Genomic DNA, 12975 nt, shown 5'->3' with positions numbered 1-12975 from the left:
TCGCAATGGCAGGGGCAGTCGGGATCGTCTTCGGGCTGTGCGTGCTGTCCTTCACGTTGGGGGCGGCCCTCATGTACGTGCTGGTGCGGCGTCGCGAGGACGCCGACTCCCAAGTGCCTGCCCCTGCGGAGGCGCCGGACGAGCGGACGTGGGTGGACAGGCCCGTCGCCGTCGAGCCGGTGGACGACGAGTACGACTCGCGGCCGATCCACCGCAACCCCGTGGTGGGGTTGTCACACAGGGAACCGGCGCTGGCGGCGCTGGCCGAGCCGGTGGCGCTGGCCGAGCCGGTGGCGATGCCTGGGCTGATCGCTGGGTCCGGGCGAGTGTCGAAGCTCGAGCCGGTGTTGGAGGCTGACCCGCTGTCGACGCTTGAACCGGCGGCGAAGCTCGACCTGGTGCCGACGCTTGAGTCGGTGATGAAGCCTGACCTGGTGGCAACGCTTGAGCCGGTCGTGCTGCCTGACTCAGTGGCAGCGCTGGAGCCGGTGGCGAAGCCTGACCTGGTGTCGAAGGTTGAGTCGGTGGCGATGCCTGACTCGGCGACGAAGCGCGCGTCGGTGGCGAAGCCCGAGCGGATGGCGAAGAGAGCGTCGGTGTTGAAGCGCGCGCTGGCCGCCGAACCCGAGTGCGCGGCCGATCTTGCGCCGATGACCGAGCCCAGGCGGGCGGCGGAGCCCGCAGAACTCGCGGAGCCCGAAACTGTCGGTGCTGCTCGATATGATCGGGATGGGGACCTCGCTCCCCCCATGGGGGATTTCGAAGCCCCCGAATCAACCGTAGCGCCGAGCACCGACAGTTTTGAGACCGTCGCCGAGCACGCCGCGCCCATGAACTACGCCGGGCTTGAGAAGCGCGCCGAACCCGCGGAGCGCACCGAACCCGCGGTGCACGCCGGAACCGCGGACCCGGAAACCGAAGCGCTTGCCGAAGCACCCCTAGAGGCTCCCTTCGAGGCAACCGCCGAGGAAACCGACCCGGCCCCGCGGCCCGCAGCGCAGACCGAGCTGCCCCCACCCGCCTCACCCCAGCCCGCCGAGCACACCACGTGGGTCGAGCGGGAGGACTTCCGCCGGCGTTACCTGCGGTCGTTCGAAGAGGTGCGCCGCAAGGCGGGCAGCAACTAGCGATGCGACCAGGCGAGGGCATCCGGCGAGAATGTCGGAAAGTCGTCGGTACCTGTCCGATTTTCGCCGGACCTGGACCGGTGCCTGCTGATATCAATCGATCATGACTTCCGCCTCTGATCGAACGACGCTCTTCCACGCGCTGCACAAGCCCGGTCCGCTCGCCCTGCCCAACGCCTGGGACGTCGCCTCCGCGCTCGTCGTCGAGGCCGCCGGTGCGACCGCTGTCGCCACCACGAGTGCGGGTGTGGCGTGGAGCCTCGGTGCTGCCGACGGCGACCACATCGCGCGGGACCGTGCGGTCGACCTCGTGGCCAGGATCGTTGCCGCCGTGGGGATTCCGGTGAGCGCGGACATCGAGACCGGGTTCGGTGACACGGCCGGCGAGGTGGCGGAGACGATGCGCGCGGTCGCGCAGGCGGGGGCGTCCGGCGTCAACATCGAGGACGGGCTCGGTGCGGGGCAGCGCGACGTCGCGGAGCAGGCCGAGCGGTTCGCCGCGGCGCACGAGGCCGCGCCGGAGTTGTACATCAACGCGCGGATCGACACGTTCCTGCGCGGAGTGGGTGACCCGGCGACGAGGCTCGAGCGGACGCTGGAGCGTGCCTCGAAGTTCATCGAGGCCGGGGCGAGCGGCATCTTCGTGCCGGGGGTGACCGATCTGGAGACGGTCGCGGAGCTGGCGAAGGGGATCGCCGCGCCGCTCAACGTTCTCGTGGGGCCCGGCGCGCCCGCCGTCGCCGAGTTGGCGAAGGCGGGCGTGGCGCGGGTCAGCCTCGGCTCTGCTGTGGCCGAGGCCGCCTACGCCGTTGCCAGGCGGGCAGCGGAGGAGATGCTGACCAAGGGCACGTACGGCAGCGTTGAGAACGGCCTTGCCTACGGCGATCTCAACGCGCTCTTCAAGAGTTAGTGCTTCCTGCCGCGGAACTTGCGCAGCAGCTGTTCGGCCTGGGCGCGCTTGCGCGGGTCCTGCGCCATCTGCCGTGCCTTCGCTTGCAGCTTGTGGCCCTGCGGACTGCGCAGGAACCTGGTGATCTTGTCCATGAAGCCGGCCATCGGTCCTCCAGGTGTCCGTTACGTCCATTTCAACGGACGAAACCGCTCCCGGAGTTCCCGGTGGTCAGACCGGCGAAACGGTGATCCCCAGCGCACCTGGGCCCACGTGGGCTCCGATGGCCGAGCTGACCTGCGTCAGCATGAACTGGCGGACGTTGGGAACGCTGCGCCGGAGCTTGCGCAACAACCGCGACGCCTTCTCCTCGGCGTCGAAGTGCTCCACGGCGACGTCCACGGTGTCGGTGCCCGCGCGCTTGACCGCGATGTCCAGCATCCGGTTGAGCGCGCGGTCGGCGCCGATCACCTTGTCCAGCGGCGTGATCTGGCCGTCGGCCATGGTCAGCAGCGGCTTCATCGACAGCACGCCGCCGACCAGTGCGGCCGCGGCACCGATGCGGCCACCGCGGCGCAGGTACTCCAGGGTGTCGACGTAGATCAGCTCGGTGGACCTGTCGAAACGGCGCTGCGCGGTCGCGAGCACCTTCTCCACGCTGCCACCCGCCTCGGCGACCTTCGCGGCGGCCTGGACGGCGTAGCCGATGCTCATCCCGCAGGTGTGCGTGTCCACGACGTGCACGGGCACGCGGACCTTGCCCGCGGCTTCCCGGGCGGCCTCGACGGTCGCGGACTGGCGGCTCGACACGTGCACCGACACGATCGAGCGAACGCCCTGCGCGGCCAGTTCGTTGTACGTCCAGAAGAACGCGCCGGGGTCCGGCGGGATCGTCGCGACGGGCACGTTCGAACGCATGGCCGAGACCAGGTCGGGAACGGGGATGCGGGACTCGTCGTCGGTGTGGTCGCCGATCCGCACCTGGATCTGCACCACTTCGATGCCGAGTTGATCAGTCAGCTGCTCCGGGAGACAAGCGGTGGAGTCTGTCACGATCGCTACTCGCCGGTACATGTCCGCGCAGCCTAGTCCCCTGAATGGGTTAGGTCTCAGTTGGTGGCGTCAACGGGTGACAACTGTCACGCTAGCGGGGTGCTTGCTGCTGTTTGCGGGGCTGCTACTGGCGGGTAACATCCGGGTGATGGCAGGGTCGTGAACACCCGGCGGCGCAGTTCTAAAGTCCTCCGCGCAAGCGTCGCCGCCCGTCCGCAGGAGGTCGAAGAGGACCTATGAACATTGTTGTCCTGGTCAAGCAGGTGCCTGACACCTGGTCCGAGCGCAAGCTCACCGACGCCGACCACACCCTTGACCGCGAATCCGCGGATGCCGTGCTCGACGAGATCAACGAGCGCGCCGTCGAAGAGGCCCTGCAGCTGCAGGAAGCCCACGGCGGCGAGGTGACCGTGATCGCGATGGGTCCCGACCGCGCCACCGACGCCATTCGCAAGGCGCTGTCGATGGGTGCGGACAAGGCGATCCACGTGAGCGACGAGGCGCTGCACGGCTCGGACGTGATGGCGACGGCGAAGGTCCTCGCGAAGGCGATCGGCACGGTCGAGAACGTCGACCTGGTCATCGCGGGCAACGAGGCCACCGACGGCCGCGCGGGCGCCGTGCCGGCCATCCTCGCCGAGCTGCTCGGCCTGCCGCAGGTCACCCAGCTGCGCAAGGTCACCGTCGAGGGCACCACGATCAAGGGTGAGCGGGAGACCGACGAGGGCGTCGCGTTCCTCGAGGCCTCGCTCCCCGCCGTGGTCTCCGTGACCGAGAAGATCAACGAGCCGCGTTACCCGTCCTTCAAGGGCATCATGGCCGCGAAGAAGAAGCCCGTCTCCACGCTCACCGTGGCGGACCTGGGCATCGACGCGTCCGAGGTCGGCCTGTCCGGCGCGTACACCCAGGTGCAGGAGGCTTCCCCGAAGCCGCCGCGCAGCGCGGGTCAGCGCATCGAGGACGGCGGCGACGGCGGATCCAAGATCGCCGAGTTCCTCGTCGGCCAGAAGCTCATCTGAGGGAGGGAAGTCATGTCTGAAGTTCTGGTTCTGGTCGACCACGTCGACGGCGAGGTCAAGAAGGTCAGCTACGAGCTGCTGACGGCCGCGCGCCGCCTGGGCACCCCGGCCGCGGTGGTCGTGGGCGCTCCCGGCACCGCGTCGAAGATCCGCGAGTCGCTGGGCAAGTACGGCGCCGCGAAGGTCTACGCCGTCGAGTCCGACGACGCCGCCGGCTTCCTCACGACCCCGAAGGTCGACGCGCTGGCCGCGCTCGTCCCGAACGCGTCCGCGGTGCTCGTCTCCGCGACGATCGAGGGCAAGGAGGTCGCGGGCCGTCTCGCCGCGCGCATCGACGCCGGCTGGCTGGTCGACGTCGTGGACGTCGAGGCCGACGGCACCGGCGTGCAGTCCATCTTCGGTGGCGCGTTCGTCGTCAAGGCGAAGGTCAGCAAGGGCACCCCGGTCATCACCGTCCGCCCCGGCGGCGTCGAGGCCGAGGAGTCCGCGGCGGACGCCGTGCTGGACGAGTCGGTCTCCATCTCCGTGGACACCGCCAAGTCCGCCCGCATCACCTCGCGTGAAGCCGTCGTCGGCGGCGACCGCCCGGAGCTGACCGAGGCCTCGGTCGTCGTCTCCGGTGGCCGCGGTGTCGGCTCGGCCGACAAGTTCTCCGTCGTCGAGGAGCTCGCCGACTCGCTCGGTGCCGCCGTCGGTGCCTCGCGCGCCGCCGTCGACTCGGGCTACTACCCGCACCAGTTCCAGGTGGGCCAGACCGGTAAGACGGTCTCGCCGCAGCTGTACGTGGCGCTCGGCATCTCCGGTGCGATCCAGCACCGCGCGGGCATGCAGACCTCGAAGACGATCGTCGCGGTCAACAAGGACCCCGAGGCGCCGATCTTCGAGATCGCCGACTTCGGTGTCGTGGGCGACCTGTTCAACGTCGCGCCGCAGCTGACCGAGGACGTCAAGAAGCGCAAGGGCTGAGCACTCCGTTCGGCACGATGGCCGCCGCATCCCCGTGGTGCGGCGGCCATTCGCGTTTCCGGGGGAGTTGTCCTGATGACCCGAACTCCACCTGACCGATAGGCTCCGCGGCGCGGTGAGCTGCAACAGGTTTCCGAGGAGATGGCGTTGAGCGAGACCAGCTTCGTCGTGCGCGGCCACGGCATGGGCTTCGAGGACGAAGAGCGGACCATGTTCACGGTCGGCGTCGCCGAGCAGCCCGATGGCGGCGGGCGGCAGTTGATGATCACCGCGAGCGAGGACGACCTCGAGGACGCCGACTTCGACATGGACTCGTACTGCGTCGTCGACGACGAACACCGCTGCACGTACGGCGGTGTGCGCGGGGCGAGCCTGTCCGGCGGCGTGCTCGTGCTGGAGTTCACCGAGAAGGCGGTCGCGGAGCTCGAACTGGCCGAGCCCGTCCTGGCGATCCAGCTGGACCTCGCCCCGGACGTCGTGGCGGAGCTCGCAGGCGGGTACCGGCGCGTGTTCGCGTTCGGGCGCGAGAGCTTCCGGCCGGTGCTCGGCGGCGACCTCGCCTGACCCTCCCGATCGGACGCGCACGTTGTCCGTTTCGGGATGCTAAGTGTCGTCAGCGACTTGTCAGGGCATTCGCGAAGTCTGTCCGCATCAGATCCGACTGAAGGGGTCCAAATGCGACAGATCAAGCGTGTGGCGTCCGTGGTGCTCGGCCTGACGATGGCCGCCGGTTTCATGACTCTCGCCGCCGCGCCGGCGAGCGCTGACCGCCCGTGCACCGGACGTCAGCAGAAGCTCTACTTCATGGGCGAGAAGGACGCGAACTTCGGCGGCAGCGGCATCGTGACGCTGCTCAACTGCCACGCGACGAAGCGCAAGGCGAGCATCGACGTCTCGCGCGGCTTCGACCCGGACTGCAAGAACATCCCGTTCGGGGAGACGCGCTCGTTCGAGTACAACCGGCTCAAGGGCATCGCGGAGTACAACAAGCCGAAGTGGTGCTGACCCGGCACGCGTGAAAGCCCCCTCCCGCGGGAGGGGGCTTGGGCATCTCCGGGGGTTAACCCGACTGCCACTGACCGGTCATCGTTCTGACCTGCTGTCATTCGCCAACCCGGCTTCACCCTGGTTCGCATGACGCAGCCGGAACTGCTTGTCAGCACCCCCGTCCAGCAGGACGGGGACGCACCCCGCTACTCCCTCCTCGTCGCCCGTGACAGTGAAGAAGTCGTCGCCGCGCAGAGACTGCGCTACGAGGTGTTCGCCGGTGAGATGGGGGCGACGCTGCACACCAGCGTGCCCGGCCACGACGTCGACGAGTTCGACGAGTACTGCGACCACCTCGTGGTGCGCGACGACCGCACCGGCGAGATCGTCGGCGGCTACCGGATGCTGCCGCCGGAGCGCGCCAAGGAAGCCGGGCGGCTCTACGGCGACGGCGAGTTCGACCTGAGCAACCTCGACGACATCCGAAGCTCCACCGTCGAGACCGGCCGCTCGTGCGTGCACCCCGACCACCGCAACGGCGCCGTCGTGAGCCTCGTGTGGGCCGGTATCGCGCGGTACATGCTGCTCAGCGGCCACAAGTGGCTCGTCGGGTGCGCGTCGATCCCGCTGCAGGACGGTGGCAGCTTCGCGGCCGGCGTCTGGGACGCGGTGCACGCCAAGCACTACGCGCCCGAGGAGTACCGGGTCACGCCGCACAACCCGTGGGACGTCGACGCGATCGCACGGCCGGACAAGACCGTGCTGCCGCCGCTGCTCAAGGGCTACCTGCGGCTCGGCGCCAAGATCTGCGGACGGCCCGCGCTCGACGCGGACTTCGGCGTCGCCGACCTCTTCATCCTGCTCGGCATGGACCACGTGGATCAGCGCTACCTGAAGTTCTTCCTGGGGGAGACGTCATGAGCCACGCCTGGATGCCCACGTCGCCCTGCGGCGACGGGTGCGTCGGCAGCGCGCCCGGTGAGGTCGGCAGGCTCCGGCAGACCTGGCGGGCGGTCACGGCGATCACCGCGATCCTCTGCGGCGCGTGGATCGCCCTGGCGTTGCTGCTGCCCGGCAGGCAGCGGGAAAGCGTTGTCCGCCTGTGGTTCCACGCCATCCTCCGCGCGTTCGGCGTGAGGCTGGAGGTGCACGGCGCCAGGAGGTTCCAGGAGATCCCGAAGCGCGGTGTGCTCGTCGCGAGCAACCACGTCTCGTGGCTCGACGAGCTCGCGATCGACTCGGTGCAGCCCGTCAAGATCGTCGCCAAGAAGGACATCAAGAGCTGGCCCGTGCTCGGCCCGATCATCACCGCGGTGGGCACCGTCTACCTCGACCGCGAAAACCTGCGCGAGCTGCCGCGGACCGTGAACGAGCTCGCCACGACCCTGCGCAACGGCAGCGCCGTCGCCATCCACGCCGAGGGCACTACGTGGTGCGGGCTCGCGTCCGGGCACTACAAGCCGGCGCTGTTCCAGGCCGCGCTCGACGCCGGCGTGCCGGTGCGGCCGATCGTCCTCCGCTACCGGATCGGCGACCACCTGACGACGCAGCCCGCGTTCGTCGGCAGCGACACCCTGATCGGCTCGATCCGCCGGGTGCTCCGAGTCCGCGATCTGGTCGTCGAGGTCCACGTGCTGGACGAGATCGCCCCCGGACGCGCCGCGACCCGCCGCGAACTAGCGAAACTTGCCGAAGAGCAATCAAACCGCTTGACCTCGACCGAGCTGGAGATTGCACCATCTACAGGTGACTCTCACCGCGCCCGTCCCGTCTCGCCTCTGGTCGCCTGAACGCCGCTGGCCCACGACGGGCATCCTGCTGCTGGTCACGCTCGTCGCCTTCGAGGTGATGGGCGTCGGCACCGCGATGCCCACCATGGTCCGCGAGCTGAAGGGCGAGGCGTTGTACGCGTGGCCGTTCCTCGCGAACCTCGCGGCGAGCGTGATGGCCACCGTCTTCTCCGGACGGCTCTCGGACCGCAGGGGACCCAAGCCCGCGATCCTGATCGGCGTGGTCCTGTTCCTCGCCGGGCTCGTGGTCGCGGGCATCGCCGAGAACATGGCGGTGCTGCTCGCCGGCCGGGTGCTGCAGGGCTTCGGCGTGGGCTTCCTGATCGTCGCGATCTACGTCCTGATCGCGCTCGTCTACCCCGAAGCCGACCGGCCCGCCGTGTTCGGCGCGCTGTCCGCGGCCTGGGTGGTGCCGTCGATGGTGGGGCCGGCGGTCGCGGGCTGGGCGACCGAGCACCTCACGTGGCGGCTGGTGTTCGTCGGCATCGTGCCGTTGGTGCTCATCGGCAGCGTGCTGCTCGTTCCCGTGCTCAAGAAGCTTCCGCCGCACGCCGAGGCGCCGCCGCAACGCAAGTACCTGCCCATCGCGGCCGTGGCGGTCGGTCTGGGCGTGGCCGGTCTGAGCTGGTCGCTGCAGCATCGAACCTGGTGGATGCTCGTGGCCGCGTTGCTCCTGCTCGCGCCCGCACTGCGCATCCTGCTCCCCAAGGGCACGCTCCTCGCCCGGCGCGGCCTCCCGGTCACGATCCTGGCGCGCGGCCTGCTCGCGGGCACGTTCTTCGCGGTGGAGGGCTTCATCCCGCTGACGCTGACCGTCGTGCACGGCTACTCGCCCCTGGAGGCGGGCATCCCGCTCACGCTGAGCGCGCTCGGCTGGGCGAGCGCGTCGATGTGGGCGTCGCGGCATCCCGAGATCGAGCGCTACACGCTCGTCCGCATCGGGTTCCTGCTCTCCGCGACCGGCATCGCGGCCGTGACGCTCATCGCACCCACTTGGGGGCCTGCTCACCTCACGCTGGTCTTCTGGGCCGTCGCGGGTGCGGGCATGGGCGTGGCGACGTCCAGCGTCGGCGTGCTGATGATGGCCGCATCACCCGAGGCCGACCGGGGTTTCAACTCGGCCGCGCTGCAGATCTCGGACATGCTCTTCTCGGCGACCATGATCGGACTCGGTGGCGTGCTCGTCGTCGCGACGGCGCCGACCTCGGGTGTGGTGGTGCTCAACCTGTCGATGGCGGCGTTGGCGGTGGTGGGAGCGATTCTGACCGGGCCCCGCATGCGGGCTACCCTGAAGGCCTGATGGCTTATCTCGACCACGCGGCCACGACCCCCATGCACCCGCAGGCGGTCGCGGCCATGACCGAGGCGTTGTCCACCACGGGCAACGCCTCGTCGCTGCACACCTCCGGCAGGCGGGCGCGGCGGGCGGTCGAGGAGGCCCGCGAGAACATCGCCGACGCCCTGGGCGCCCGGCCGTCCGAGGTGCTGTTCACCGGCGGCGGCACGGAGAGCGACAACCTCGCCGTCAAGGGCATCTACTGGGCCGGCGGCCGCCGGCGCGTGCTGGCCTCGGCCGTGGAGCACCACGCCGTGCTGGACGCCGTCGAGTGGCTGGAGCGGCAGGGCGCCGAGGTCACCTGGCTGCCCACCAACCGCTTCGGGCGCGTGTCGCCGGAGTCGGTGGCCGAGGCTCTCGACGCTTCCGGCGACGTCGCGCTCGTCACCACGATGTGGGCGAACAACGAGGTCGGCACCATCAATCCCGTGCACGACATCGCTCGCGTGTGCGCTGAGCGCGGTGTGCCGTTCCACACGGACGCGGTGCAGGCCGTGGGCGCGGTCCCGGTCGATTTCGCCGCCTCCGGCGCCTCCGCGCTGACCCTCACCGGCCACAAGGTCGGCGGTCCGTACGGCGTGGGCGCGCTGCTGCTGGCGCGCGACGTGAAATGCACGCCGTTGATGCACGGCGGCGGTCAGGAACGCGACGTGCGGTCCGGCACCCTCGACGTGCCGTCGATCGTCGGCCTGGCGCGCGCGGTGCGGATCTCGGTGGAGGAACAGGCTTCCAGAGCCGTCGAGATCGCGGCGCTGCGCGACGAGCTGATCGAGTCGGTGCGCGCGGTGGTGCCGGACGTGATCGTGAACGGCGACCCGGTCGACCGCCTGCCCGGCAACGCGCACCTGACGTTCCCCGGCTGCGAGGGCGACAGCCTGCTGATGCTGCTCGACGCCCGCGGTGTCGAGTGCTCGACGGGCTCCGCGTGCACGGCCGGCGTCGCGCAACCGAGTCACGTGCTGCTCGCGATGGGCGTCGAACCGGCGCTGGCGCGCGGTTCGTTGAGGTTCTCGCTCGGGCACACGTCGACGCGTGCGGACGTTGAGAAGCTGGTGTCGGTCATCGGACCGGTGGTGGAGAGGGCCCGCACGGCGGGCCTGGCAGGCATGAGGCGGTCCCGGAAGGTGGTCAAGCAGTGAAGGTCCTCGCGGCGATGAGCGGTGGTGTCGATTCCGCGGTGGCGGCGGCACGCGCCGTCGAAGCGGGACACGACGTGACGGGCGTGCACCTGGCGTTGTCGGCGAAGCCCGGCACCCTGCGCACCGGCGCCCGTGGCTGCTGCACGATCGAGGACGCCCACGACGCCCGCCGTGCCGCGGACCTGATGGGCATCCCGTTCTACGTCTGGGACTTCGCCGAGCGCTTCACCGAAGAGGTCGTCGAGGACTTCGTCGCGGAGTACGCGGCCGGCCGCACCCCGAACCCGTGCCTGCGCTGCAACGAGCGGATCAAGTTCGAGGCGTTGCTGGACAAGGCGATCGCCCTCGGCTTCGACGCCGTCTGCACCGGCCACTACGCGCGCCTGGAGGTGGTCGGCGGCCGTCCCGAGCTGCGCCGTTCCGCCGACCTGGGCAAGGACCAGTCGTACGTGCTGGCGTCGCTGACCGCGGACCAGCTCTCGCACGCGATGTTCCCGCTCGGCGACACGACGAAGGACGACGTGCGCGTCGAGGCGGCGTCGCGCGGGCTGTCCGTCGCGAAGAAGCCGGACAGCCACGACATCTGCTTCATCCCGGACGGCGACACGCAGAAGTTCCTGGCCGGCCGCATGGAGACCAAGCCGGGCCTGCTGATCGACGACGCGACCGGCGCGGTGCTGGGCCGCCACGCGGGCGTGCACGAGTTCACGGTCGGCCAGCGCAAGGGACTGGGCATCGACGGCCCCGCACCCGACGGCCGCCCGCGGTACGTGCTGGCGCTGGAGCCGGTGTCCGGGAACGTGCGGGTCGGAGCGGTGGAGAAGCTCGCGGTGACGGGCATTTCGGCTTCCTCGCCGGTTGCGCACGTCGAGCTGGACGGCCCGGTCGAGTGCGTCGCCCAGGTGCGGGCGCACGGCGGCACGGCTCCGGCCGTCGCCGAACTGGTCGACGGCGTGCTGCGGGTGCAGCTGCGCGAACCGCTGAAGGGCGTCGCGCCCGGCCAGGCCGTCGCGATCTACCGCGAGGACGCGGCGGGCGACATCGTCCTGGCCAGCGCGACCATCGACTCGACCAGCTAAATCGCTTGTAGGGCCGGGAAAGCGGCTCTAGCGTCGCTGTGTGACGTTCATTGACACGGAGTTCGACCTCGCCGCGCGGGCTCGGAGCGCGTTTCGGTGCTTCGTCAGTCCTGCGGACCGGCGGAAGCTGAGCGCTCAGGCCCGTCGCGACGACATGCCGGTGTGGGTCGTGTCGCCGTTGCGCCGGCTGGGGGCGCGCCGGTTCCGGCGGTCTAGCTGGGACGCCACTCCGAGTTCGCTCCGCACAGGAGCACACAGGGCAGCTCACTCGACACATCGCCCCTGAGGAACGCCGCGAACGCCGCCGCGCCCGCCGGTTCGACCGCGATCCGGAACTCCTCCCACAGCCGGTCCCGTGCCGCGAGGATCTCCGCGTCGGTGACCAGGGCCGAGGAAACGTGGTGCTGCCGCAGGATCTCCAGCGACAGCGAGCCGGCGCGCGTGGCACCGAGCGCGTCCGCGGCGACGGAGTCCACCACCGAGTCGACGGGTTCGCCGGCGGCCAGCGCGTTGTGCATGGCGCAGCAGTTCTCGGGTTCCACGGCGACGATGTGCCGTCCGCCCGAGGCCAGGGCGGCGCCCGCGACGAGTCCGCCGCCGCCGACCGCGACGAAGATCGTGTCGACGTCCGGGGCGTCCTCGACGATCTCCTGCGTGACCGTGGACTGGCCTTCGATGACGGGCAGCGAGTTGTAGGCCTCGATGTAGGGCAGATCGAGCTCGCGAGCGGCCGCGGCGGCTTCGGCGTAGGTGGTGCCGTGGCGGATCAGCTTGGCGCCCAACGCTTCGATGCGCCGAGTCTTGGTCTCGGGCGCGGTCACCGGGACGAACACGGTGGCGTGCGAGCCGAGCAGCTGCGCGGCCTGGGCGACGGCGATGCCGTGGTTGCCGCCCGACGCGGTGACGACCTCGGAGACGTTCAGCGAAAGCAGGGTGTTGACCGCGCCGCGGAGCTTGAACGAGCCGGTGAGCTGCAGGTGCTCCAGCTTGAACACGAGCGGTCGCCCGTCGGCTGACACGCGCATGATCGGGGTGCGGCGGACGTACTGCGACAACGTTCTCATGAGACCAGCTTCCACAAGAACTGCACCAGAGTCACGATGCCCAGCAGGAAACACACCAGGACGAACGTGCCACCGGCCATGACGATCAGGCAGGCGCCCCAGGACGTCTCCTCGTTCGGCGTGCCGTCCAGGTCCTGCTGGAGCTCCACCCGCGCTTCCTGGTAGAGCGACGCGAGGCGCGTGCGGGCCGTCTCGGTCGGCGCCTCGTCGACGCGGCCCTGCCATGAGAGCGCGACCAAGCGGGCGTCCGCGCGGCGGTAGGCGCGTTCGAAGGCCAGGAGCTCGTCGGGATCCCGATCTTCGGAGAGGTAGGTCCAGCGACCAGCCTGAGCCGGCTGTCCGAGTGTGCGGTAGACCTCGGCGAGACGTTCCCGCAGGTCCAGGCGCTGCGGGTAGGTGCCCACGAGCCCGGCGACGCGCTGACGTGCGCGAAGCACACTGGCGAGGTCGCCTCTCTGCAACTCCTCGGCCGCTTTGCGGAGCGTCAGCTCTACCGGCATGAAGATTAGTTTTGCAGGTGGGGCTA

At 70.0% G+C, this 12975-nt stretch carries 15 protein-coding genes; 11 read left to right on the top strand and 4 right to left on the bottom strand.

What is annotated here, in order from left to right; translation table 11 throughout:
• Positions 1 to 5: 5 nt before the first annotated feature.
• On the top strand, positions 6 to 1127 hold the full coding sequence (locus ORI60_RS35150; RefSeq protein WP_266042313.1) for a hypothetical protein: 1122 nt from the start codon (positions 6 to 8) through the stop codon (positions 1125 to 1127).
• Between the two features lie 103 nt (positions 1128 to 1230).
• Positions 1231 to 2037: an isocitrate lyase/PEP mutase family protein gene (locus ORI60_RS35145; RefSeq protein ID WP_266042312.1), complete on the top strand. Its 807-nt coding sequence runs from the start codon at positions 1231 to 1233 to the stop codon at positions 2035 to 2037.
• Here ORI60_RS35145 and ORI60_RS35140 read toward each other — a convergent pair.
• Both ORI60_RS35140 and ORI60_RS35135 read right to left on the bottom strand, forming a co-directional pair.
• Positions 2034 to 2183: a hypothetical protein gene (locus ORI60_RS35140; protein ID WP_177230128.1), complete on the bottom strand. Its 150-nt coding sequence runs from the start codon at positions 2181 to 2183 to the stop codon at positions 2034 to 2036. The two genes, ORI60_RS35145 and ORI60_RS35140, sit on opposite strands and share 4 nt — an antisense overlap.
• 64 nt (positions 2184 to 2247) lie before the next feature.
• Positions 2248 to 3090, bottom strand: coding sequence for a DegV family protein (locus ORI60_RS35135; protein WP_266042311.1), 843 nt, complete (start codon positions 3088 to 3090; stop codon positions 2248 to 2250).
• A 215-nt stretch (positions 3091 to 3305) separates the two neighbouring features.
• Here ORI60_RS35135 and ORI60_RS35130 point away from each other — a divergent pair, with 215 nt between their 5' ends.
• From ORI60_RS35130 to mnmA, 9 genes are all read left to right on the top strand, one after another.
• Positions 3306 to 4088 (top strand): electron transfer flavoprotein subunit beta/FixA family protein, encoded by a 783-nt coding sequence (locus ORI60_RS35130; RefSeq protein ID WP_266042310.1) that lies wholly within the window; start codon positions 3306 to 3308, stop codon positions 4086 to 4088.
• 12 nt (positions 4089 to 4100) lie between these two features.
• On the top strand, positions 4101 to 5054 hold the full coding sequence (locus tag ORI60_RS35125; RefSeq protein ID WP_266042309.1) for an electron transfer flavoprotein subunit alpha/FixB family protein: 954 nt from the start codon (positions 4101 to 4103) through the stop codon (positions 5052 to 5054).
• Positions 5055 to 5201: 147 nt separating this feature from the next.
• A complete protein-coding gene (locus ORI60_RS35120; RefSeq protein WP_266042308.1) occupies positions 5202 to 5618 on the top strand; it encodes an Imm10 family immunity protein in 417 nt (138 codons plus the stop codon).
• A gap of 111 nt (positions 5619 to 5729) precedes the next feature.
• The gene (locus ORI60_RS35115; RefSeq protein WP_236216306.1) at positions 5730 to 6059 is read left to right on the top strand and encodes a hypothetical protein; all 330 of its coding nucleotides are present in this window, start codon (positions 5730 to 5732) and stop codon (positions 6057 to 6059) included.
• 129 nt (positions 6060 to 6188) lie between these two features.
• Positions 6189 to 6962, top strand: a complete 774-nt coding sequence (locus tag ORI60_RS35110; RefSeq protein WP_266042307.1) for a GNAT family N-acetyltransferase — start codon at positions 6189 to 6191, stop codon at positions 6960 to 6962.
• Positions 6959 to 7831, top strand: a complete 873-nt coding sequence (locus ORI60_RS35105) for a lysophospholipid acyltransferase family protein (protein ID WP_266042306.1) — start codon at positions 6959 to 6961, stop codon at positions 7829 to 7831. Before ORI60_RS35110 ends, ORI60_RS35105 begins: the two co-directional genes overlap by 4 nt.
• The gene (locus ORI60_RS35100; protein WP_266042305.1) at positions 7788 to 9131 is read left to right on the top strand and encodes an MFS transporter; all 1344 of its coding nucleotides are present in this window, start codon (positions 7788 to 7790) and stop codon (positions 9129 to 9131) included. The genes ORI60_RS35105 and ORI60_RS35100 overlap by 44 nt, the downstream gene beginning before the upstream one ends.
• Positions 9131 to 10306 carry a cysteine desulfurase family protein gene (locus tag ORI60_RS35095; protein WP_266042304.1) on the top strand — a complete coding sequence of 392 codons (1176 nt, stop codon included), beginning with the start codon at positions 9131 to 9133 and terminating at the stop codon, positions 10304 to 10306. Before ORI60_RS35100 ends, ORI60_RS35095 begins: the two co-directional genes overlap by 1 nt.
• The gene (gene mnmA, locus ORI60_RS35090; protein WP_266042303.1) at positions 10303 to 11385 is read left to right on the top strand and encodes a tRNA 2-thiouridine(34) synthase MnmA; all 1083 of its coding nucleotides are present in this window, start codon (positions 10303 to 10305) and stop codon (positions 11383 to 11385) included. The genes ORI60_RS35095 and mnmA overlap by 4 nt, the downstream gene beginning before the upstream one ends.
• Before the next feature lie 212 nt (positions 11386 to 11597).
• Here the strand turns inward: mnmA and ORI60_RS35085 are convergent, their stop codons facing one another.
• The gene (locus ORI60_RS35085) at positions 11598 to 12449 is read right to left on the bottom strand and encodes a serine/threonine dehydratase (RefSeq protein ID WP_266042302.1); all 852 of its coding nucleotides are present in this window, start codon (positions 12447 to 12449) and stop codon (positions 11598 to 11600) included.
• A complete protein-coding gene (locus ORI60_RS35080) occupies positions 12446 to 12949 on the bottom strand; it encodes a DUF6584 family protein (protein WP_266042301.1) in 504 nt (167 codons plus the stop codon). Before ORI60_RS35080 ends, ORI60_RS35085 begins: the two co-directional genes overlap by 4 nt.
• Positions 12950 to 12975: the final 26 nt, after the last annotated feature.

Source organism: Lentzea sp. NEAU-D7 (genome assembly GCF_026242055.1).
Classification (GTDB): domain Bacteria; phylum Actinomycetota; class Actinomycetes; order Mycobacteriales; family Pseudonocardiaceae; genus Lentzea.
This window is presented reverse-complemented; position numbering and strand designations above follow the sequence as displayed.

What these genes read in the sequence shown, in the direction of transcription:
- ORI60_RS35085 (WP_266042302.1), bottom strand. Translation starts at nt 12,449, where the DNA reads ATGAGAACGTTGTCGCAGTACGTCCGCCGCACCCCGATCATGCGCGTG.
- ORI60_RS35080 (WP_266042301.1), bottom strand. Translation starts at nt 12,949, where the DNA reads ATGCCGGTAGAGCTGACGCTCCGCAAAGCGGCCGAGGAGTTGCAGAGA.
- ORI60_RS35150 (WP_266042313.1), top strand. Translation starts at nt 6, where the DNA reads ATGGCAGGGGCAGTCGGGATCGTCTTCGGGCTGTGCGTGCTGTCCTTC.
- ORI60_RS35105 (WP_266042306.1), top strand. Translation starts at nt 6,959, where the DNA reads ATGAGCCACGCCTGGATGCCCACGTCGCCCTGCGGCGACGGGTGCGTC.
- ORI60_RS35125 (WP_266042309.1), top strand. Translation starts at nt 4,101, where the DNA reads ATGTCTGAAGTTCTGGTTCTGGTCGACCACGTCGACGGCGAGGTCAAG.
- ORI60_RS35130 (WP_266042310.1), top strand. Translation starts at nt 3,306, where the DNA reads ATGAACATTGTTGTCCTGGTCAAGCAGGTGCCTGACACCTGGTCCGAG.
- ORI60_RS35110 (WP_266042307.1), top strand. Translation starts at nt 6,189, where the DNA reads ATGACGCAGCCGGAACTGCTTGTCAGCACCCCCGTCCAGCAGGACGGG.
- ORI60_RS35095 (WP_266042304.1), top strand. Translation starts at nt 9,131, where the DNA reads ATGGCTTATCTCGACCACGCGGCCACGACCCCCATGCACCCGCAGGCG.
- ORI60_RS35140 (WP_177230128.1), bottom strand. Translation starts at nt 2,183, where the DNA reads ATGGCCGGCTTCATGGACAAGATCACCAGGTTCCTGCGCAGTCCGCAG.
- ORI60_RS35135 (WP_266042311.1), bottom strand. Translation starts at nt 3,090, where the DNA reads ATGTACCGGCGAGTAGCGATCGTGACAGACTCCACCGCTTGTCTCCCG.
- ORI60_RS35115 (WP_236216306.1), top strand. Translation starts at nt 5,730, where the DNA reads ATGCGACAGATCAAGCGTGTGGCGTCCGTGGTGCTCGGCCTGACGATG.
- ORI60_RS35145 (WP_266042312.1), top strand. Translation starts at nt 1,231, where the DNA reads ATGACTTCCGCCTCTGATCGAACGACGCTCTTCCACGCGCTGCACAAG.